The 21,208-nt window shown below is 61.5% G+C and carries 17 protein-coding genes; 9 read left to right on the top strand and 8 right to left on the bottom strand.

Annotated features, from left to right (window positions below; genetic code table 11):
* The first annotated feature begins 109 nt into the window (after window positions 1-109).
* From ribA to OQ248_RS14140, 3 genes are read left to right on the top strand one after another with little or no spacing between them, the layout of a single operon-like run.
* The gene (ribA, locus tag OQ248_RS14130) at window positions 110-727 is read left to right on the top strand and encodes a GTP cyclohydrolase II (RefSeq protein ID WP_065259552.1); all 618 of its coding nucleotides are present in this window, start codon (window positions 110-112) and stop codon (window positions 725-727) included.
* On the top strand, window positions 724-1,143 hold the full coding sequence (locus OQ248_RS14135; protein WP_114885795.1) for an MFS transporter: 420 nt from the start codon (window positions 724-726) through the stop codon (window positions 1,141-1,143). The genes ribA and OQ248_RS14135 overlap by 4 nt, the downstream gene beginning before the upstream one ends.
* Window positions 1,143-1,943, top strand: a complete 801-nt coding sequence (locus tag OQ248_RS14140; protein ID WP_265813121.1) for a cobalamin-binding protein — start codon at window positions 1,143-1,145, stop codon at window positions 1,941-1,943. Before OQ248_RS14135 ends, OQ248_RS14140 begins: the two co-directional genes overlap by 1 nt.
* A gap of 3 nt (window positions 1,944-1,946) precedes the next feature.
* On the opposite strand, the gene OQ248_RS14145 is transcribed toward OQ248_RS14140, so the two are convergent.
* The 5 genes from OQ248_RS14145 to OQ248_RS14165 form a co-directional block, all read right to left on the bottom strand.
* Window positions 1,947-3,830 carry a TonB-dependent receptor gene (locus OQ248_RS14145; protein ID WP_265813122.1) on the bottom strand — a complete coding sequence of 628 codons (1,884 nt, stop codon included), beginning with the start codon at window positions 3,828-3,830 and terminating at the stop codon, window positions 1,947-1,949.
* 164 nt (window positions 3,831-3,994) lie between these two features.
* Window positions 3,995-5,893: a 1-deoxy-D-xylulose-5-phosphate synthase gene (gene dxs / locus OQ248_RS14150; RefSeq protein ID WP_265813123.1), complete on the bottom strand. Its 1,899-nt coding sequence runs from the start codon at window positions 5,891-5,893 to the stop codon at window positions 3,995-3,997.
* A gap of 91 nt (window positions 5,894-5,984) precedes the next feature.
* Complete coding sequence (ispA, locus tag OQ248_RS14155) at window positions 5,985-6,872, bottom strand: (2E,6E)-farnesyl diphosphate synthase (protein WP_265813124.1); 888 nt, start codon at window positions 6,870-6,872, stop codon at window positions 5,985-5,987.
* Window positions 6,869-7,111, bottom strand: coding sequence for an exodeoxyribonuclease VII small subunit (locus OQ248_RS14160; RefSeq protein WP_007894317.1), 243 nt, complete (start codon window positions 7,109-7,111; stop codon window positions 6,869-6,871). The genes ispA and OQ248_RS14160 overlap by 4 nt, the downstream gene beginning before the upstream one ends.
* 88 nt (window positions 7,112-7,199) lie before the next feature.
* A complete protein-coding gene (locus OQ248_RS14165; protein ID WP_265813126.1) occupies window positions 7,200-8,345 on the bottom strand; it encodes a Fic family protein in 1,146 nt (381 codons plus the stop codon).
* Window positions 8,346-8,622: 277 nt separating this feature from the next.
* On the opposite strand from OQ248_RS14165, the gene OQ248_RS14170 reads away from it, so the two are divergent.
* From OQ248_RS14170 to OQ248_RS14195, 6 genes are read left to right on the top strand one after another with little or no spacing between them, the layout of a single operon-like run.
* Window positions 8,623-9,414 carry a DUF2135 domain-containing protein gene (locus OQ248_RS14170; RefSeq protein WP_265813127.1) on the top strand — a complete coding sequence of 264 codons (792 nt, stop codon included), beginning with the start codon at window positions 8,623-8,625 and terminating at the stop codon, window positions 9,412-9,414.
* Between the two features lie 51 nt (window positions 9,415-9,465).
* Window positions 9,466-11,178: a DUF2138 domain-containing protein gene (locus OQ248_RS14175; RefSeq protein ID WP_265813128.1), complete on the top strand. Its 1,713-nt coding sequence runs from the start codon at window positions 9,466-9,468 to the stop codon at window positions 11,176-11,178.
* Window positions 11,148-11,813 carry a DUF1175 family protein gene (locus OQ248_RS14180; RefSeq protein ID WP_265813129.1) on the top strand — a complete coding sequence of 222 codons (666 nt, stop codon included), beginning with the start codon at window positions 11,148-11,150 and terminating at the stop codon, window positions 11,811-11,813. The genes OQ248_RS14175 and OQ248_RS14180 overlap by 31 nt, the downstream gene beginning before the upstream one ends.
* Window positions 11,810-16,375 (top strand): alpha-2-macroglobulin, encoded by a 4,566-nt coding sequence (locus OQ248_RS14185; protein WP_265813130.1) that lies wholly within the window; start codon window positions 11,810-11,812, stop codon window positions 16,373-16,375. Before OQ248_RS14180 ends, OQ248_RS14185 begins: the two co-directional genes overlap by 4 nt.
* 1 nt (window position 16,376) lies before the next feature.
* Window positions 16,377-17,996 (top strand): DUF2300 domain-containing protein, encoded by a 1,620-nt coding sequence (locus OQ248_RS14190; protein WP_265813131.1) that lies wholly within the window; start codon window positions 16,377-16,379, stop codon window positions 17,994-17,996.
* A 3-nt stretch (window positions 17,997-17,999) separates the two neighbouring features.
* On the top strand, window positions 18,000-18,812 hold the full coding sequence (locus OQ248_RS14195) for a DUF2135 domain-containing protein (RefSeq protein ID WP_265813132.1): 813 nt from the start codon (window positions 18,000-18,002) through the stop codon (window positions 18,810-18,812).
* A gap of 43 nt (window positions 18,813-18,855) precedes the next feature.
* Here the strand turns inward: OQ248_RS14195 and OQ248_RS14200 are convergent, their stop codons facing one another.
* The 3 genes from OQ248_RS14200 to OQ248_RS14210 are packed head-to-tail and all read right to left on the bottom strand — an operon-like array spanning window position 18,856 to window position 21,168.
* On the bottom strand, window positions 18,856-19,941 hold the full coding sequence (locus OQ248_RS14200) for a macro domain-containing protein (protein WP_265813133.1): 1,086 nt from the start codon (window positions 19,939-19,941) through the stop codon (window positions 18,856-18,858).
* Entirely contained in the window at window positions 19,938-20,582 is a 645-nt protein-coding gene (locus OQ248_RS14205; protein ID WP_265813134.1) for a DUF4433 domain-containing protein, read from the bottom strand. The genes OQ248_RS14200 and OQ248_RS14205 overlap by 4 nt, the downstream gene beginning before the upstream one ends.
* Window positions 20,521-21,168, bottom strand: a complete 648-nt coding sequence (locus tag OQ248_RS14210) for a DarT ssDNA thymidine ADP-ribosyltransferase family protein (RefSeq protein ID WP_265813135.1) — start codon at window positions 21,166-21,168, stop codon at window positions 20,521-20,523. Before OQ248_RS14210 ends, OQ248_RS14205 begins: the two co-directional genes overlap by 62 nt.
* Window positions 21,169-21,208 lie beyond the last annotated feature (40 nt).

Here is a 21,208-nt window from a genome sequence, read left to right on the forward strand (position 1 = left end):
TCAAACTTTTTGATCGTTATGGCCGATAATTCAGCCTAAGCGTCTGCCGGAACCTGCTGTTACAATGCCGCCCAGCGAATCTCGGACTTTTTAGATCAGGAGCACACCGGTGCCTGTCGTTTTTGTCGCCGCTTCCAAGCTGCCAACGCCTTTTGCGCAATTCACCATGCACGGTTTTCTCGATGAAGCCACCGGCCGCGAGCACGTCGTGCTGAGCCTGGGTGAGATTGCCGACGGTGCCCCGGTACTCGGCCGGTTGCACTCCGAATGTCTGACCGGCGATGCCTTGTTCAGCCAGCGTTGCGACTGCGGCTCGCAACTGGAAGCTGCCCTCAAGGCGATCGCCCGTGAAGGCCGTGGCGTGTTGCTGTACCTGCGTCAGGAAGGTCGTGGCATTGGCCTGCTGAACAAGATCCGCGCCTACGAATTGCAGGACGGCGGCGCCGACACCGTTGAAGCCAACGAGCGTCTGGGCTTTGCCGCCGACCAGCGTGACTACGCCATGTGCCTGCCGATGCTTGAGCATCTGGGTGTGAAATCCCTGCGCCTGATGACCAACAACCCGCGCAAGGTCAAAGCCCTGACCGACATGAACATCGTCGTCGCCGAGCGCGTACCGCTGCACACCGGCCACAACCCGCACAACAAACTCTACCTGGCGACCAAGGCCAGCAAGCTCGACCACATGATGGGCAATGAACATCAGGGCGAGGTAGACCGGGCGTGACCCGCGGTCAGGTGCGCCGCCGCCTGTCGGTCGCCTGGTGGAAATACCTGGCGCTGGCACTGGTGCCGCTGTTCGTGCTCAACGCGGTGTTCGGCGAGAGCGAAGCGATCATGCCGGTGCTGGCGATGCCGTTGTTCATTGCCGGCGTGGCCTCGATGTTTGTCAGCCTGAAGTTCTTCGGCCGCTACAAACATGCGCTGATCGCCACACAAAAAGCCCTCGATACCCCGGATGAACCCGCTGCGTGGATTGCCCTCGCGGCTCGTCGGCGCACGGCGTTTCTCGCGGCGGGATTACCGGCGTGGATTGGCGCACTGGCGGTGTTCGTCGGCCTGGAGGCCGTGCCGCTGATGCTGCTGGCGCTGTCCACGGCGGTGCTGTTCTACCTCTACCGTATCCCGCGTCAGCTCGGTTGATGCGTCGTCTCTGGCTGGCGGTTCTGCTGCTGGCCGTCAGCAGCGAAGCCCTGGCCGCCCTGCGGGTGGTCAGTCTCGCGCCATCCCTGTCTGAAATCGTTGTGGAGCTGAATTCGGCCGATCTGCTGGTGGGCGTGCTGGATGCCGGTGACCGGCCGTCCGCGATCAAGGATGTGCCTTCGGTGGGCCGTTATGGCCAGCTCGACATGGAGCGGCTGCTCAGTCTCAAACCTGACTTGTTGCTGTTGTGGCCCGGCAGCGTCGGCCCGGCCCAGCGCGATCAGCTCAAGCGCCTGAACATCCCGACCTTCGTTGCCGAACCCCACAGTTTCGAGCAGTTGACCACGCAGATCGAAGCCATCGCTGCGCAGCTCGGTCGTCCTGAACGCGGGGTTGAGCGGGCGGCCGAGCTGCGACTGAAACTCGATGAGCTGCGTCAGCGCTATCGACGGGAAACGCCGCTACGGGTGTTCTATCAAGTCTGGGACAAGCCGCTGTACACCGTCGGCGGCGGGCAGATCATCAGCGATGCGCTTGAAGTGTGCGGCGCACGCAATGTGTTCGCCGACCTGACGCTGCCGGCGCCGCAGGTGAGCATCGAAGCCGTTTTACAGCGTGATCCCGAGGTGATTCTGGCCGGCGATCAGCCACAACTGGATGCGTGGAGTGCCTGGCCGCAGGTGGCGGCGGTGAAGCACAGGCAACTGCTGTTGGTCACCGATAAAGGTCTGGAGCGTCCAAGCGGGCAGATGATCGAGGCGACGGCCAAGCTCTGCCAACTGATTGCGCCAGACCGCTGACCGCTAGAGCTGCGGCGTCCAGGTCACGCCGAACATGAATGCCCGGCCTTCCTCACGATAGCCATACTGACTGCCGTCATGGCTGTACAGCGCCCGGCTGTAACCCTTGTCCAGCAAGTTATCCACCTTGAAATCCAGCTTGATCTCACGGTTCAGCGCCCAGCTGCTGCGCAGTCCGAGCAACGCATAACCACCCAATGGCTGCTGATTGTTCAGGTCGTCATAACTGCTGCTGACGGCCTGCCAACTGGCGCCGAGGCCGAGGCGATCGAACTGCCGATCCAGATCCCAGCTCAAGGTACGACGGGCACGGCGCGCCAGGGTGTGGCCGGTGTCACGGTCGCGGGGATCGATGATTGCCACGCCGAGGTTGCTCTGCCAACCCAGCAGTTCTTGTTTCAGGGCTGCTTCGAAGCCGTTGATCCGCGCCGAGGCGACGTTTTCCGGGCGTGAGTTGCTGCCGAAGATGATCGCGTCTTGCAGATCGGTCCGATACAGCGACGCTTCGAGGCGGCTGCTGTCGCTCAACTGGCTGCGCCATTGCAGCTCGTAGCTTTTCGAAGTTTCCGGTTTCAGGTTCGGGTTGCTGAAGTCCGGGTAATACAGGTCATTGAAGGTTGGCGCGCGGAAGCCTTCGCTGTAGCTGAGCAACAGATCGTTGTCCGGGTTGACCGGCAACGTCAGCGTGCCGCTCCAGCTGTTCTGGCCACCGAACTGCTGGTTGTCGTCACGGCGCAGGCCCAGCTCAGTGGAGAAACTGTCGGCCTGGAAGCGATGCTGGACGAACGCGGCGCGGTTCCAGCGGCTGTCTTCGTCGAACGCGGTACTGCTGTTGACCCGGTCTTCGTACCAGTCGCCGCCGAGGATCAGGCTGTTGCGTGCATCGAGGGTCAGGTCGTTCTGCCAGGTCACCGAGTCGCGGTAGGTGTTGAACACCGAGCGTTCGTCACTGAGCTTGTCGAGGGACTTGTCGCGGTTTTCGCTGTGGCCAAGCTCCAGGCGCGACTTCCAGCGCTCGTTGATCCGCGCATCGATGTAGCTGCTGAAACTGCTGACAGCGAAATCGCTGTAGGGCTGTTGCTGGACGGAGTCGAAGGTGACCGGGTCAAAGCGCCCGAACGGGTTGTCGAACTCGCTTTTGCCACGGTTATCCAGCAGGTTGGCGCCGACTTCGATGTCATCGGTCAGCGCATGGCTGAGGCTCAGGCTGATGGATTTGTTGCGGTACGCATCGTGATCGCTGTCGCTGGGATAGGACTCGCGGGTGCGGTCGATCCCCGCGGTTTCATCGAGGCTGGCACCGAGGTTGAAGCGGGTTTTCTCATCGCCACCGGATAGGCCGACACTGCGCTCCCAGGTCTGGTTGCTGCCGAAACCGACATGCATTCGCGGCTGCAAGCCTTGCTCAGCGCCGCGCCGGGTGAAGATCTGAATCACCCCGCCAATCGCATCGCTGCCGTAGATCACCGAACGCGAACCGCGCAGCACTTCGACGCGTTCGATCTGCTCGATGTTGAGGTGTTGCAGGTTGCTGTCGCCGGACGTCGAGTTGCCGATGCGCTGGCCGTCGACCAGCACCAGGCTCTGTGCCGATTGCGTGCCGCGAATGTAGATCCCCGGCAGACTGCCGCGCCCGCCGGTTTGTGCCACTTGCACGCCGGGCACCCGTTGCAGCAGATCGGTGACGCTGCTCGGTTGCAGGCGCTCGATGTCTTCGCGGGTGAATACGGTGTTGGCGGCGCTGCTGTCGTTGCGCGCTTCCACCTGACGGTTGGCGCTGATCAGCACGTCCGGCAGCTTCAGGGCCTGATCGCGTTCGAAGGTGTCGGCGAGGGCGTTGGTGGTGGGCAGCAGCAGGAGGGGCAGGGCGAGACGCGAGAGGTTCATCGGAGTCCGTTGGTACATAAAGCGAATTGAATTTTGAAAGCTGCACAAACCACTGTGGGAGCGAGCTTGCTCGCGAATGCGGTGTGTCAGTCAAGAATGAGTCGACTGACTGTCCGTCTTCGCGAGCAAGCTCGCTCCCACAGGGTTATTCACAGGTCTGGCGATTAGCGGTTAAGCAGCTCCAGACGCTCTCGCACCGCCGCTTCGATCCCGGCCTCGTCCAACCCGCACTCGGCCAGCATCTGCGCCGGTTTGGCGTGCTCGACGTAAATGTCCGGCAAGCCAAGGTGCAGCACCGACTTGAGAATGTTCTCGCGGGCGAGGAATTCGCTGACCGCGCCACCGGCGCCGCCCATGATCGCGTTCTCTTCGATGGTCACCAGCAGCTCATGGCTGTTGGCAATTTCGCGCACCAGCGCTTCGTCCATCGGTTTGACGAAACGCATGTCGACCACGGTGGCGTCCAGGGTTTCAGCGACGTTCAGCGCTTCGGCCAGCTGCACGCCGAACACCAGCAGGGCAACCTTGCTGCCCTGACGACGAACCACACCCTTGCCGATCTCAATCGGTTCGAGGTCTTTCTCGATGGTCGCGTTCGGGCCGGTGCCGCGCGGGTAACGCACCGCCGCCGGGCCGTTGTACAGGTGACCGGTAGTGAGCATCTTGCGCAGTTCGTTTTCATCGCTCGGGGTCATGATGACCATGCCCGGGATGCAGCGCAGGAACGACAGGTCGAAGCTGCCGGCGTGGGTCGGGCCGTCTTCGCCCACCAGACCGGCGCGGTCGATGGCGAACAGCACGTCGAGGTTCTGCACCGCGACGTCATGCACCAGTTGGTCGTAACCGCGTTGCAGGAATGTCGAGTAGATCGCCACCACCGGTTTCGCGCCTTCGCAGGCCATGCCGGCCGCGAGGGTCACGGCGTGCTGCTCGGCAATCGCCACGTCGAAGTAACGCAGCGGGAAACGTTCGCTGAACGCCACCAGGTCCGAGCCTTCCTTCATCGCCGGGGTGATGCCCACCAGGCGCGGGTCGGCAGCGGCCATGTCGCACAGCCATTCACCGAATACGCCGGAGTACTTCGGCCCGCCAGCCTTCTTCGGCGCAGCGGCCGGGGCGTCCAGCGGCTCGAGTTTGGTGATGGCGTGGTAACCGATCGGATCGACTTCCGCCGGGGCGAAGCCTTTGCCTTTCTTGGTGACGATGTGCAGGAACTGCGGGCCCTTCAGATCGCGCATGTTGCGCAGGGTGGCGATCAGGGTCGGCAGGTCGTGGCCGTCGATCGGGCCGATGTAGTTCCAGCCCAGCTCTTCGAACAGGGTGCCGGGAACCAGCATGCCTTTTGCGTATTCTTCGGTACGACGGGCGATTTCCCAGGCGCCGGGCAGGCGCGACAGCACTTTCTTGCTGCCTTCGCGCATGCTCGCGTAGGTGCGGCTGGAAAGAATCTTCGCCAGATAGTTCGACAGACCGCCGACGTTGCGCGAGATCGACATGTCGTTGTCGTTGAGGATCACCAGCATGTTGGCGTTCACTTCCGGCGCATGGTTCAGCGCCTCGAAGGCCATGCCGGCGGTCAGCGCGCCGTCGCCGATCACCGCAATCGCCTTGCGATCGCTGTTCTGCAGGCGGGCGGCGATGGCCATGCCCAGCGCGGCACTGATCGAGGTGCTGGAGTGGCCGACGCCAAAGGTGTCGTACTCGCTCTCGGAGCGACGCGGGAAGGCGGCGATGCCGTCCTTCTGGCGCAGGGTTTCCATGCGCTCGCGGCGACCGGTGAGGATCTTGTGCGGATAAGCCTGATGACCAACGTCCCACACCAGCCGGTCATCCGGGGTGTCGAAGACGTAATGCAACGCGATGGTCAGCTCGATGACGCCCAGGCCGGCACCGAAATGCCCACCGGTCTGGCCGACCGTGTAGAGCAATTCCAGGCGCAACTCATCAGCCAGGGTTTCCAGCTCGGCTTCGCCTAACCGGCGCAGGCCGTCCGGCGTGTTCGCGCGGTCGAGCAGGGGCGTGGTCGGGCGCTTGCGGGGAATCTCATGGAACGTCGTGGGCATCAGGCGAATCGTTATAGGTATAAAAGATGCGGCAGTTTACCTGATGCATCGTCCCCTGCCCACGCGTTGGTCTTTTTTGGCTGATCAGCCTTTAGTTGCGGCGGTCGACGATATACCGGGCCAGATCACGCAACGGCTCGGCCGCCGCGTCAAACGGTCGCAGCGCGTGCAGGGCCTGATCGCGCAGTTCCAGGGCGTAAGCCTTGGCAGCTTCGAGGCCGAGCAGGGCCGGGTAAGTCGGCTTGTCGCGGGCAATGTCCGCGCCTTGGCGTTTGCCGAGGGTTTCGGTATCGCTTTCGACGTCGAGGATATCGTCCTGCACCTGGAACGCCAGGCCGATGGCCTGTGCATAACTTTGCAGGGCCTTGAGTTCATCCTTCTCGGCGCGGCCGCTGGCCAGGGCGCCGAGTTTGACGCTGACTTCGATCAGCGCGCCGGTCTTGTGCCGGTGCATCTGTTCGAGGGCTTTCTGATCGAGCTTCAAACCGACCGAACCGAGATCAATGGCCTGGCCGCCGACCATGCCGGCCGGGCCTGCCGCGTGCGCCAGCGCCGTGACCTGTTGCAGGCGGATATCCGCGCTCAGGTCACTCAGGCGCGGGTCGAGCAGGGCGCTGAATGCCAGGCTTTGCAAACCGTCGCCGGCGAGGATCGCGCAGGCTTCATCGAATTTCTTGTGGGTGGTCGGCTGGCCGCGACGCAGATCGTCGTCGTCCATCGCCGGCAAATCGTCGTGTACCAGCGAGTAGGCGTGGATCAACTCCACTGCACTCGCCGCACCGTTGGCCTGCTCGGCCTTGCCGCCGAGGGCTTCGCACGCGGCGTAAGCCAGCAGCGGGCGCACGCGTTTGCCGCCGTTCATCACGCTGTAGCGCATCGCTTCGTACAGCCGCGCCAGTTCCGGCAGCGGTGCGTTGAACAAGGTTTCCAGTGCCGCATTGACCCGCGCCTGGCTGGTCGCCGAATACGCCGCGATCATTCTGGCTGGTCCGCGTCGAAGGGTTCCTCGGCCAGCTCGCCATCGCGCTCCAGCAACACCTGGACCTTCTGCTCGGCCTGGGCCAGCGCTGCCTGGCAGTCACGGGTCAGACCGATGCCCTGCTCGAAAGCGGTCAGCGAGTCTTCCAGGGACAATTCACCGTTCTCCAGACGCTCGACCAGCGTTTGCAGGTCAGCGAGGGACTGTTCGAAATCCAGTGCAGCTTTTTTGCGGGCCATGGCGGCTAATTCCGGTTGACGTTAAACCGGCGCGACACTAGCAGATAGGGGGTTTATGGGCAAATGAGCGGGCCGACGGACAAGGGTGTCAGTCGGTCGAGTCACCCGGATATTGAATCTGATACCGAGTGCTCCGCCCCCCGCCCGGAAGACGTTGCAGACAACCCTTCTCCAGCAGTTCCGCCAGATGTCGGGTCGCGGTGGCTTTGGAGACCTTGGCCACACTCTGGTATTGCGCCGCACTGATACCGTGCTCGAAACCGCGCTCACCACCGTCGAGCAAGCGATTGAGCACTTTAATCTGCTCCACCGAAAGCCCGGATTCCCGGTGCGCCTGCCAGAAGCGTGATTTTCCCAACACACTTTCAATCCGCGCGATGGCCTGCTGCAGGCTGCGCAGCAAGGTTTGCAGGAACCATGTGAGCCAGTCGGTAATGTCCAGCGTGGCTTTCTGGCTCGATTCGAGAATCCGGTAATAGCCCGCACGATCATCGAGGATGCTGGCGGACATCGCATAAAAACGAATCGCTTGCGCTTCGTCCTGTGCCAGTGCCAGATCGGTAAGGGTGCGAGTCAGGCGCCCATTGCCGTCGTCGAATGGATGCAAGGTGACGAACCAGAAGTGTGCGATGCCGGCTCGCAGCAAAGGATCGAGGCCTGCCTGATGCCGGCTGGCGTCGAACCACTTGAGAAAACTGTCGAGTTGTCGCTCAAGGCCTTGTCGCGGTGGCGCCTCGAAGTGCACGGTCGGACGGTCGATTCGCCCTGAAACCACCTGCATCGGCTCATCGCCGCGTAATGCGCCGACATTGATTGCACGCGATAAGAAGCCACTCTCCGGTTCTGGAAACAGCCATGAATGCCATTCCAGCAATCGTTCCAGTGTCAGCGGTTCGGCAAAGCGTTGAGTGGCATCGAGCATCAGTTGCGCGAGCCCCTCGCTGCGCTTGCTGACGTTGTCGCCATCCGGTGATTCCAGCCCCAGGCGTCGTGCCAGTGAAGAACGCACGGATTCAACATTCAATTGTTCCCCCTCGATGGCCGAGGAGGTCACGATGTTTTGCAGCAACGCGTCCAGCTCAGTCTGAGCGCTCAGTGAATTGCCCACTGATCCTGCCATGCCCATCAATTGTCCCTGCGCCTGAACGCATTCGCGCAACAGCGCAGTGAGACGCTCTGCCTGCCAGTTGAAGTCGGGCCAGTCGGGCTGCTGCCAGATCCAGTGAGTTGCCATGAAATGCCGTTCCTGAGTGCGTGAGCCGAATAGAAACGCTATTCGGCTCATTTGGTGAGCCGAATATGACGCCTATTCGGCTCATCGTCCACCCGAGGGCGTGATTCCCACCGCATTTCAAGATGTATCCGATTGTTAAAAAACTGCCGAATCGCTAACCTTCGCGCCTTCTACGACCCGACAGTCACGGGTCTTTCAGACGAAACGCAGTTTTCACCGCTGTGAAGTACCGAGGATCGGGTGCAAGGTTTCGTTCAGGCATGGCAGGAGGCATTACATGCGTTCACTTCTTTTGCTGCTGATCGGCCTGGCCTGCGCGCCGGCGCTGTGGGCCGCGCCGACTGCCGAGATGTCGGAACCGGTGGGCGGCTGGCGCTACAACGGCTTGCTCGACCGCAGCGAAAACCCGCAAGTCGCCTATCCCACGCCGCCGATCGATCGCGGCATCCAGCGCAATCGTACGATGATCCAGGGCCAGCTCAAGGCCATCGGCAATCAGCGCGGGCCGCACACCCTGGCGGTCAATGGCAATCCGCTGAACCTGTACACCGACGACGATGGGCGTTTCGCCCGGCCCTATGCATTCGGCGCCGGCTCCAACAGCGTCGAAGTACGCAGTGCCGAAGGCCAGTCGCTCAAGCGCGTGCAGTTCTACGAAGCGAACAACCTGCGCACACCGGCGCGGATTCGCGTGGTGCTCGGCTGGGACGATCCCAAGGCCGAACTCGACCTGCACATCATTACCCCGGACGGCCAGCACGCGTTTTTCGCCCACACGGCGTTGACCAACGGCGGCGGTCTGGACCCGGACGGCGTCGACGGCCCCGGCCCGGAAATGTTCACCATGACCGCACCGCTGCATGGCACCTATCTGGTTTACGTCAACTATTGGGGCAACTTCGGCGACGGCGGCTATAACTTCGAGGAGGCCAGCAACCAGAACGAGGTCATCACCTCGCAGATCACGCTGGTGCTCAACGAAAACACCGTCGACGAAAAACGCGAAACGTTCATCGTGCCCCTGCGGGCCATCGGTGATCTGCTGCTGGTCAAGACTTTCAACTATTAAGCATCCCGCACCACGGATGAACTGCCGAGCTTTGGGAACATGAGCGAGAAGATGAGCGAAAACACTGAGACTCCGGCGACCGCCGCACCCACCGCCAAACCTTCCCGGCGCTGGCCGTTGCTGGTGGCCGGGCTGTGCCTGGTGGCCGGCGTGGCGGGCGGGCTCGGCTGGCTGATGCACAAGCCCAAGCTACCGGCGGCGGCACTGGCCAGCGACAAGCTCGGCTTGAGTCGTCCGGACGCGCTGCTGGAAACCCGCTCCCTGAGCCAGTTGCCCAAGGATCTGCTGACGGTGCCGTTCCTCAAGGCCACGCTCACCGAGGATTTCGTCTTCTATTACGAAACCCACGCCGACCGCCTCGGGTTGATCGGCAGTCTGCGGCGGATCATCTACGAACATGACCTGAAGCTGCAGGACAGCCTGATCGAGCAACTCTTCGATCAACCGGCAGACGTGGCGCTGTGGCGCGGCGCCGATGGTCGCCTGAAGGATTTTCTGCTGGTGATGGATCGCGGCGGGCTGGCCAAGCTGCTGGAACCGCTGGCGAAAGTGGCGCTGGATGATTCGCAACTGAGCGTCTTCAGCACCCTGAAAGTCGGCAGCGATGAAGTGTCGCTGTATCAACTGACCTACAACGCCAGCAAATCCCTGTTGTTCGCTTCCCGTGGCGACAAGCTGGTAGTGCTGTCGAATCCGGCCAAGTTCTACGACCCGGAAAGTGGTGCTTCCGAAGAGTCCGGCCATGTTTCGCCGCAAGCGCTGGCTGCGCTGCTCAACGGTGAAAAACTGTTCCCCGAAGCGTTCGGGTTACCGGCCAGGACGCCTGAAACCAAACAGCGTCTGTCGGTCAACTCCAGCGTCCTGGCCATGGGTTACCAGCGCTTCATCCCGAACTTCGCCGGCCTGCGCTTCGACATGGACGACAAAGGCTGGCACAGCTTCCTGGCCATGGATGAACTGGACAACCAGCCGGACTTCGATTTCAAACCGGTCTGGCAAGCCATGCCGCTGGGCGCCAGCGCCTGCGTGACTTTGCCGGTGGCCGCCGAACCGCAGAAACCGTTGCTGGTGAAACTCGGCGCCGAGGAAGCGGTGGCACAGAAACTCACCGAGCATGTGGCCGGCGCGGCGGGCCTGTGCTGGTACGCCGATTCGCGGCTGTACACGCCGTTGCTGGTGGCCAGTCTGAAGGACGAGGACAGCGGCAAGCTCGACGCTGATATCGGCACGCTGTTCGATTCGATGGTCGGCGCCTACGAAAGCAAGGTCGACGACCATGCGTTCCCGGTGGTCGAGAAACAGGAAGGCCAGAGCCACCTCTGGCAGCGTCAGGTCAGCTCCAACTTCGGCCCGTACGCGGCCAAGGATGCCGAGAACCCGGACGCGATCACCGGCCGTGCCTTCATGAAAGTCAGCCTCGCGCGCCACGGCTCGACACTGCTGTTTTCCCTCGACGACAAACTGGTCGACAAGGCCCTCGGCACCCTCGACAAACGCTTCCCGCCGATGGCCGATGTGTTGCCGAAGGACGTGCTGATGCCGATCTACTTCGGCCCGGACTCGATGGCGCAACTGATGCAGCAGGAAACCCTCGACAGCCTGCCCCAGGACATGGAACCGGTGTTCTACAACGCCGCGCAAACCTACCTGATCCCGAAACTGCGCACCCTCGGCGGCATGGGCAAATACGCCCTGACCTTGCCGGAAGGCAGTGAGCCCGACGGCCACTGGCAATGGCTGCCGCTGGAGTGGAAAGCGCTGTGACGGCACTGATCCGCAGCCTCGGCTTGCTTGCGCTGCTACTGAGCGCGGGCGCCCGAGCGGTCGAAGCGCCGGCCCTTGATCCTGCGCAGTCCCAGGTCTTTCGTGCCTGGTTCGTGCGCATTGCTCAGGAGCAGTTGAGCAAAGGCCCGAGTCCGCGCTGGTATCAGCAGGACTGCGCCGGACTGGTGCGGTTTGCCGCCAACGAAGCGCTGAAAGTCCATGATGACAAATGGCTGCGCAGCAATGGCGTGTCCAATCGCTACCTGCCGCCGGAGCTGGCGTTGAGCGACGAGCAACGCAAGTTCGCCCAGCAATGGCAGCAGGGCGGCGGCAAGATCGGGCCTTACGTCAACGCGATCAAACTGATTCAGTTCAACAGCCATCTGATCGGCCGCGATGTGTCCCAGGCACGGCCCGGCGATCTGATGTTTTTCGATCAGGGCGACGACCAGCACCTGATGATCTGGATGGGCCGCTACATCGCCTATCACACCGGCACGACTACCCCAACCGACAACGGCATGCGTTCGGCAAGCCTGCAGCAACTCATGACATGGAAGGACACCCGATGGATACCCGACGCAGCCAACCCCAACTTCATCGGCGTCTATCGACTGAACTTTCTCTCCCAATGACCGGTGCCCGCATGCTGCGTTTACTGCCTTTTCTGTTGCTGTTAGCCCTGCCGTTTTCGGCGGTGAATGCCGAAGACTCCGTCGAGCCAAGCGGCTACACGCCGGTGTCCGGTGAAAGCTTCTTCCTGCTGGCCGACAGCAGTTTCGCCAGCGACGAGCAGGCGGTGGTACGTCTCGAAGCACCGGGCCGTGACTACCGCCGTTTCCGCATGGAACCGTACGGCGGCGCCGACATCCGCGTGTACAAGATCGACAAGCCGCTGGACTTCCTCAAGCGCCAGAAGAACCTGCACCGGGTGGTCAGCGACGGCCAGTTCAAGGGCGAAGGCCTGTCGAACACCCTCGCGTACCTGTGGGACAACTGGTATCGCAAATCCCGTCGGGTGATGCAGCGTGCGTTCTCCTACGAGTCGCGTCAGCAAGTCACCGAGGAAGTGCCGGAACTGAAGATGGGCAATGCCATCGCCGCGCCGACGCCTTACGACGCGCAGCCGCAATTCGCCCTGATTCCGGGCCTGCCGGTGGTCAGCCAGTTTCGTTATCCACTGTGGCAGGCCAAGCCGATCCAGCCACCGGCCGGGGTCAATCTGGCCGGGTCTTCCAGCGAGTTCGTCAGCGTCGCGCCGGGTAACGTGTACATCCCGCTGGGCAACCTGAAACCGGGCCTGTACCTGGTTGAAGCGCTGATCGGCAAGTACCGCGCGACCACCATGGTCTTCGTTTCCAACACCGTCGCGGTGAGCAAGATAGCCGGTGATGAATTGCTGGTGTGGGCCGCGCGCAAACACGAAGGTAGCTCGGTGCCGAAGGTCAATGTGCTGTGGACCGACGGCCTCGGCGTAATGAGCAGCGGCGCCACCGACACCGACGGTCTGTTGCGCCTGAAGCACGTCAGCCCGGAGCGTTCGTTCGTCATCGGCGAGGACGAAGAGGGCGGCGTGTTCGTCTCGGAAAATTTCTATTACGACAGCGAAATCTACGACACCAAACTCTATGCCTTCACCGACCGGCCGCTGTATCGCCCGGGCGATTGGGTGTCGCTGAAAATCGTCGGACGCGAATTCAAGAACGCCCGGGATTCGGTGTTGCCGGGCGCGGCGGATGTCAACGTCAGCGTGCTCGATGCCACCGGCACCGAGTTGCAGCGTCTCGACCTGAAGCTCGATTCCAAGTCCGGCACCCAGGGCCGCTTCCAGTTGCCGGACAACGCGGTGGCCGGTGGTTACGAGCTGCGTTTCAACTACAAGGATCAGGCCTACAGCAGCGCGTTCCGGGTGGCGGAGTACATCAAGCCGCACTTCGAAATCTCGCTGAATCTGGCCAAACAGGATTACCGCACCGGCGAAGCGGTGAAGGGCAGCCTGGTGCTGCTGTACCCGGATGGCAAACCGGTGGCCAACGCCAAGCTGACCCTGAGCCTGCGGGCCCAGCAACTGTCGATGGTCGACAACGAGCTGCAATACCTCGGGCAATTCCCGGTGGAACTGACCAGCACCGAACTGACCACCGACAGCAAAGGCAACGCGACCCTCGACCTGCCGGCCGCCGACAAACCGAGCCGCTACATGCTCACCGTGTTCGCCAGCGATGGCGCGGCGTATCGGGTCAAGACCACCAAGGAAATCCTCATCGACCGGGGCGCCGCCAGTTTCCGTCTGACTGCGCCGCAGCGTTTCAGCGCGGTCGGTGACAAGGTTGTATTCAGCTACGCCAACGAGGGCGGCAGCGTGCAGGCTCAGGCCGTTGTGCCGAGCAGCTACAGCTGGGTGCGTCTGGAAGACCAGACCACCGGCGAAGGCAAACTGGCGGCGAAAGACAAAGGTTTCAGCGTGACGTTCGATCGTCCGGGGACCTACAACCTGTCGCTGACGGATCAGTTCGGCCGGGTGCTCGGTGGCACCGGTCATTCGGTCACCGGCGACGGCGTCAAGGCCGTGCCGGGCACCGTGGAAATCGTCCTCGACAAACCGGAGTACAAGGCCGGCGACGAAGCATTGGCGCTGATCACCTTCCCGGAGCCGGTCAGCGATGCACTGCTGTCGCTGGAGCGCGACAAGGTTGAAGCCACAGCGCTGCTGGCCAAGGGCGGCGACTGGCTGAAACTGGAAAAACTCAGCGACACCCAATACCGCGCTCGCATCCCGGTGAAGGACAACTTTGCGCCGAACCTGACGTTCTCGGTGCTGTACACCAAGGGCGGTCAGTACAGCTTCCAGAACGCCGGGATCAAGGTCGTCGCGCCGCAGATCGACGTGGCGATCAAGACTGACAAAGAGACCTATCAGCCGGGCGATACCGTGACAGTCGACCTGACCACGCAGTTCGCCGGCAAGGCTGTGCCGGCGCACCTGACGGTCAGTGTCGTGGATGAAATGGTCTACGCGCTGCAACCGGAAGTCGCGCCGACCATCGACCAGTTCTTCTACCACCCGCGCCGCAACAACGTGCGCACCAGCGCCAGCCTGTCGTTCATCAGCTACGACGTGGCATTGCCGGGCAGCCCTGGCGCGCCGGGCAAGGCCAATCGCAGCGAGCGCGGGGTGAAAGTGCTGGAGCGGCCGCGTCGCGAAGACGTCGACACCGCTGCGTGGCAGCCGGAGTTGTTGACCGATGCCGACGGCAAGACCCGTTTCACCTTCAAGATGCCGGACTCGCTGACCCGCTGGCGCATCACCGCGCGAGCGATTGCCGATGACGGTCAGGTCGGGCAGAAGAAGCAGTTCGTCCGCTCGGAAAAACCGCTGTACCTGAAGTGGAGCGGGCCGAGCAAATTCCGCAAGGGCGATCAGCCGCAACTCGGCGTGTTCGCCTTCAGCCAGGCCGAGAAACCGGTGAAGGCTGAACTGGTGACGCACTACGCCGGCGCCGAACAGCGCCTGCCGGTGACCCTCAACAACGGCATCAACTACCTGCCGCTGCCGGCCTTCGCCTTGGCAACCGGCGAATGGACAGCCGAACTGGTGCAGGACGGCAAAACCGCCGACGCCCTCGCGGTGCGCCTGACCGCGACCGGCGAAGGCTGGCAAGTGACGCAGACTCAAAGCCTCGACGTGGCCAGCGGCGACACGCCGTTGAGCCTGCCGGCGGACGCCACCGACATTCGCCTGCGTCTGGATGACAGCCCGCAAGCGCTGTTCCGTTCGGCCCTCGACGATCTGCTCAGCTATCCGTACGGCGGCGTCGAGCAGACCGCCAGTCGCTTGCTGCCGCTGAGCATCGCTTATCCGTCGCTGGCGTCGAGCCCGCAGATCCGCGACCGCCTGCGCCTGATCATGCAGAACAGCCGTCTGCGTCTGGTGCAAATGGCCGGGCCGTCGGCGAGCTTCACCTGGTGGGGCTTCGACGGCGAGCCGGATGCGTTCCTCACCGCTTACGCCTACTACGCCGACTGGAACGCCAGTCAGGTGCTGGAACTGACCCTGCCGCCGGAGCACTGGCAGCGGGTGCTGGAGGTCTACGCCAAGCAGGCGCCGAATACGCCATTGCTGCAACGGGCGCTGATTCTGTCGTTCGCCAAGCAGATGCATCTGCCGGTCAACACGCTGCTCAGCGGCTTGATGGACGATCTGGCCAAGGCCGGTGAGGGCAATGCCGCCAACCTGATGGACGACGGTGAAGACAGCCTGGTGATGAGCGATCCGGATTCGGCGCTCGGTCTGGCGGCGGCGCGGGTCTTGACCGCATCGCTGGCGACCCAGTCGAAAGTCGCTTTGCCGGATGCGTTCAATCGTCAGATCGGTGCTGCACAACAGCGTTTGGCTGTCAGCTCTCAACCGTTTGTCGAGGCGCTGAACCTGTCGCTGCAACCGTTCGATCAGACTCGTGCGACAGCACTGCTGCAACGCCTTTTGCCGCAGCAATCGACCCTCGAGCGTGCGCTGGCGCTGACCTGGCTGCAACGCAGTATTGCTCAGGCGTCGCCGACCATCGCGCTGGCACCGGGCGAAGGCTGGAAGAAAAACTACGGCGCGACCGGCGAGATGTATTGGACGTGGCAGGGTGCTGCGCCGGTACCGAGCGTGTTGTCGGTGTCGGGCACTCAGGAGCGCCCGTTGCGTGCGGCGCTGAGCTTCCAGACCCAGCAACCGGCGGTTGATCCGATGGCCGTGTCCATCACCCGTCGCCTGTCGCGTCTGGTGCCGGGTGACGAAGCCTTCACCTTCAAACTGGAGCCGGTCGGCACTAAACCGCTGTCCAGCGACAGCCTGTACCTGGACGAAGTGATCCTCACCAGCAAGGCACCGAAACCGCTGCGCTACGGCATGCTCGAAGTGCCGCTGCCGCCGGGCGCGGATGTCGAGCGCACCACCTGGGGCATCAAGTTGCAGGGCAAGGACGGCACCGAGCCGACCGCGCTGGAGAAAGCACGGTTCGAACCGGGTCAACTGGCCTACGCGGTGCCGGTGGATGCGCTGAGCGGTGAATTGCGTCTGCGGCATCTGGTGCGCTTCTCGCAGAAGGGCCAGTTCAACCTGCCACCGGTGCGTTTCACTCAGGTCTACGCACCGCAGCATCAGGCCCAGGAAGCGAAAGCCGCCCTCGGTCAGGTCACGGTCAACTGACATGAACCGGCCGCTGCTGTGGCTGATGCTGTGTGTGATTCCTGCGCTGGCGACGGCGCAGGATGAACCACTGCGCGTGGCCTACAAGGGCGAGTTGCTGTCGTTGAGCGCCACGCAACTGACCGCCCGCGAGCCGTTGCCTTCGTCGCTGGATACGCCGCTGGGCAGTCTGTGGAAAGTGTTCGTTTACGCGTGGCTGGTGGATACCGGCGCGCAAGAGCCGGCGTATGAATGCCGCGGGCAGTCGAAGGAAGAAGTCTATTGCTGCACGGCGGGCGGCAAGATCGAGCGTGATCAGGCGCTGGTGAAATCCTGCGGGCTGTATTTCGAGCCGGCGCGGTTGGGCATAACCGCTGGCGACTGGAAATCCTATTGGCAGGCGCGACAGGCGCCTTCGTGGTTGCTGGACCTGCCATCGATGCAACCGGCTACCCGGGTGTCCGTGGCTGACTTGCTGAAGGTTTTATCCTGGTTGCCGGCTCAGGATCAGCTGCGTCGTGTGCTGCTCGACGTGGTGCTGAACGCGGCGGACGGCAATGTCGTCGGTGAACTCGGCGGACGCTTGCGGGGGAAAACCTGGAGCTGGCTCGGCGATCAGGATCCGCAATCACGTCAGGGCGGTTTCGCTGGCTGGACGGCGGACGGCTCGCCGATCTGGGCCGGTGGCCGTGGCACCAGTCAGATGGTGCTGCGGCATTACGGTGCGGCGTTGGCGACAGTGCTGCCTGCTTCCTGGCCGGCGGACGCGGGGCGATGTGTCGAGGTCGGTCTGTTTTCGCGTTATCCGCTTGCCCGGGTTCTGGCCGGTGATCGGGTGGCGGATTCGGGCCCGTTGCAGGGCGATTACCGTGTCGAATTCGCCAACGGCAATGCGCTGGATATCCACAGCGACGGCGAACTGTTTCTGCTCAACGACAAGCTTGTGGCGCGGCTGGATCGTGAAGAGTACGTCGCTCGAGTTCTTGAGCGTGAAGCCAAACCGGAACCTGCCGAAGCGGCTAAGGCATTGGCCGTGGCGATACGCACGTATCTACTGCAAAACGCCACGCGCAATGGCGAATGTCTGAGCATCGACGACAGCAGCACCCGCCAGCGTGTCGCCCCGCGTCCTGCTTCCGCCGAATCGCGCAGCATCGCGGCGTGGACGTCGGATCTGGTGTTGGCCGGGAGCACCGTCACCTATCACTCCGATCAACCCGGCCCCGACAAACTGGCCTGGCAGCAAGCCGTCGAACAAGCCAACGCCGGCCAGCGCTACGACGCGATTCTGCTCCACGCCTATCCCCGTGCCAGCCTCAGCCGTTGGGACAACCCGATGGTGTCCTGCGAAGCGCTGCCCGCCGCGCAGGACTGGCTGCAGAAGCAGCGGCGTGGCTGGCGTCCGAAGCTGGAAAGCGAAACCGGCTACAACGAAGTCAGCACCTTCGCCGTCTGCAAACTCGCCTTCGGCCGGCCCTTCGTCGACCGCGAACGTCAGCGCATCTACGTGCGCGGCGTGCTGTCGTTGCAGGACCGCCTCGACCTGACTCACGAATACCTGCACCTGGCCTTTGAAGCACACCCCAACGGCCAGGATGAAAACTATATCGAAGGGCTCGCCCGTCACCTTTTGCTGGAATAGACCATGACACTCCGTTATCCACAGGTCTTGCTGTTGCTCTGCGCCCTCAATGCGTTGCCGACGGCGATGGCCGCCGACAGCGTCAAACTCGACACCCCGGTCGGCGGCTGGCGCACTGGTGCGCCCGAGGGCGAAGGTGAAAGCTTCCGCCAGACCGTCAACTACCCGGCCTCCTCGGTGAACACCCCGGTCGGCCAGGCCAACACCGCCCGTATCAGCGGTGAAATCAAGGCCACACCGAAAAGCAAAGAGCCCGGTCGGCTGATCGTCAACGGCGTCAGCATGCCGCTGAAAATCGACGACAGCGGCCGCTTCGACCGCCCGTTCTCCTTCCCCAAAGGCAGCAACAGCGTCGAAGTCCGCAGTCCCGACGGCCAGCAACGCCACCGCACCCAGTTCCTCAACGCCAACGGCAGCGCCACCCCGGCCAAACTGCGCGTGCTGCTGTCCTGGGACAGCGACGGCACCGACCTCGACCTGCACCTGATCACACCTGACGGCGCACACATCTGGTACGGCGACCGCGTCGCCCCCAACGGCGCGGCGCTGGACGTCGACGTGACCACCGGTTACGGCCCGGAAATCTTCGCCATGCCGGCGCCGATCAAGGGGCAATATCTGGTGTATGTGAACTACTTCGGAGGTGGCTATCGTGGGGATGATGAAGGTGGGGAAGAGGCGGTGCAGCCGCTGACCACCGCGCAGGTGACGGTGATTACCGAAGAAGGGACGCCGAGCGAGAAGATGGAAACGTTCGTTGTGCCGATGCGGGCGGTGGGGGAGTTGACGTTGGTGAAGTCGTTTAGTTATCCGTGATGGTAATTGGGCAGCAGGTTGCTGCCCAATTCCATTCAATCCCTCAGGCCGCTAATTCAGGTCGGAAGCTGCTGGTGGTCAGACGCTTGAGTGCAATATCAAGAGACTGATCATCGAACAGGTTGCTCTTGCGCGCCGCAGCACCGGAGCCACCGTCCCAGTGCTTCAGTGCTTCGCGCACGGCAGGAACATTCGCGCTGACGCCTTCCCGGTTCAGCAGCCAATCGACGGTCGCTAATAGCTCCATTCCAAATGGCGACTCAAATCCGTCAATCAACTCGGCAGTGCGTTCCAAGGCCTTGGAATATTCCTTGGCCTCAGTCTTGAGATAAGTCTGCAAAAAGGCTTTGCGTTCCTGATCAAACCAGATCACATCGCTTATTCCAGCGTCACTGATTCGCTTGTCACAGTGCAAATAGCTGCCATCAAGGTTATCGAGCAGATGTTCCAGGCGATTAGCGTATGGGCCGTATTTATGTGCGACAAACTTGAGGTTGAGCGGGTTTTCGGTGTCCGGAAGCTTCTCGATAGCGCGCTCAAGAAACCAGGCCAGTTTCTGGATTTCCAGCAGGCTGCATTCCATGCCCAACACCCAATAGCGTCGAACCAGTTCGGCGATAAGGGCACGAGCCGGTGTGAGTTTCTCTACACCGCTGCGCTTGGCGACATTCAAATATTGATTGGTAGGCTCGAACACCAGTACGTCGGCATCCAGATCACCCAAAACCTCAACGATTTGTTCGCGGACTTCAGGCCACTTCAATCCACCATTACCAGCACCTAGTGGCGGGACCGCGACGGACTTCACATCGTTCTCAATCAGAAAACGACGAAGGTCATGCAAACCTTCCGTTATCCAAGCCATCTGCGAAGGTGAACGCCAGTGACGTTTGGTCGGGAAATTGACGATCCAGCGAGGCCCATCAAGCTCGTTGGTGGCGGTCACGTGCATCTTGCCGGTTTCTACTTCATTGGCCTTGCACGCCGCTGCATAAAGACGATAGTTCTGCGCAAAGCGCTCTTTGAACATCAATGCGATGCCTTTGCCCATCACGCCCACGGTGTTCACCGTGTTGACGAGGGCTTCGGTCTTGGCTTCCAGCAGGTTGCCTTGGGTAAATCTGATCATTGGAAATACCATTTGGGACGCGCATGGACTGGCAACGTCAGGCCTCTAGCGGCGACGTCTTGTTCTATGCGTTCTTTCATTGCATCGGTGTGGCACATGATGCCCAGCAGTCCGGTAATCGGTAAGTGATTGTGGATCAGCGCTTCGGCTTGATAACGCTCCATTTTACGAGGGTCATCCGGATCGCGCTTGAAGTCGCGCCGTTGAAGGATAGACCAATCGATCTGGTCGAGATTCGCCAGATCGCTGTAATAGTTTGTCCAACTCGGATAGGCATGTGCGTTTGTGAAGACAAACGGTAGGTTCAGCTCTGCAACGCGATAAAGGCTGGAAACGAGAATGACGATCTCATCGTTGGTGCGCTGCTGCACGCTCCAGCCAGAATGAATGTTCTGCATCATCACCGAGAAGGGCGTGAAGTAGAAGGGCACGTAGTCGGCGAGAGCGCCTTTGGGGGCGATAGGCACCTGACGGGAACGGCGCTTGTCGATCAAATCGACGTTGCCGATGTTCACGTACTGAGGTGCCTGCACTTCCGAGTTCGCGCAATGCAGACCGTTATCCAGAATCCAGGGCAGGTTATCGCGATGGACGATACGCCAAATCAGAGCTTTCTCTGGATTCAGGCTGGTGTAGTTCATTGCGAAACATTCCCCGATTTATATGAACGGGTGTATTAAAACCCGCTTTTAGCACTATTTTCATGCACTCAGCACTGACTTCAGAGTTTGGTGCAAATAGCATGATGAAGTCTTTTGGTTTTACTACTTCAGGCGAAAGGCATTCCGCCATGCAAACATTTTTGCATTCGGAATTCGAGTAGTCGCGCGTATTCATCAGCTCCCAGTCGATCGCTTTGAACCCTTTGTCGTACTCAAGCAGCTCTATCTCATCACCCGCCAATGGATGTCGAGGAATGATTTTCCATTCATTTTTTTGAGCAAGTAATCTACGAACGCAGATCAGCACAAAACTCTTGTCCGGATTATCTCCCTGTACGCGCCCATCAAACGGATTTTTGGCAAACCAGTGAAACGGTACGAAGCTGTCAAGCTCCAGAATTTTGCGCTTCTTGAGAATCTCGCCATCTGCTACGTCAGCGAAATCAGTGAGGTCGGCCCTAGGTTTTAAACCATCGCGGAAAATGCCCTCCAAATTTTCAACGGAGGTGAGGTGATAGAGAAGAAACTGTTCCTCTATTTTCTTTTTTTCTTTGACGTCCGACATAGTGGCCTCCTTGACCTGCACATCAACCTAAACTGAATTC

This window comes from Pseudomonas sp. COW5, assembly GCF_026240005.1.
Lineage (GTDB): Bacteria > Pseudomonadota > Gammaproteobacteria > Pseudomonadales > Pseudomonadaceae > Aquipseudomonas > Aquipseudomonas kribbensis.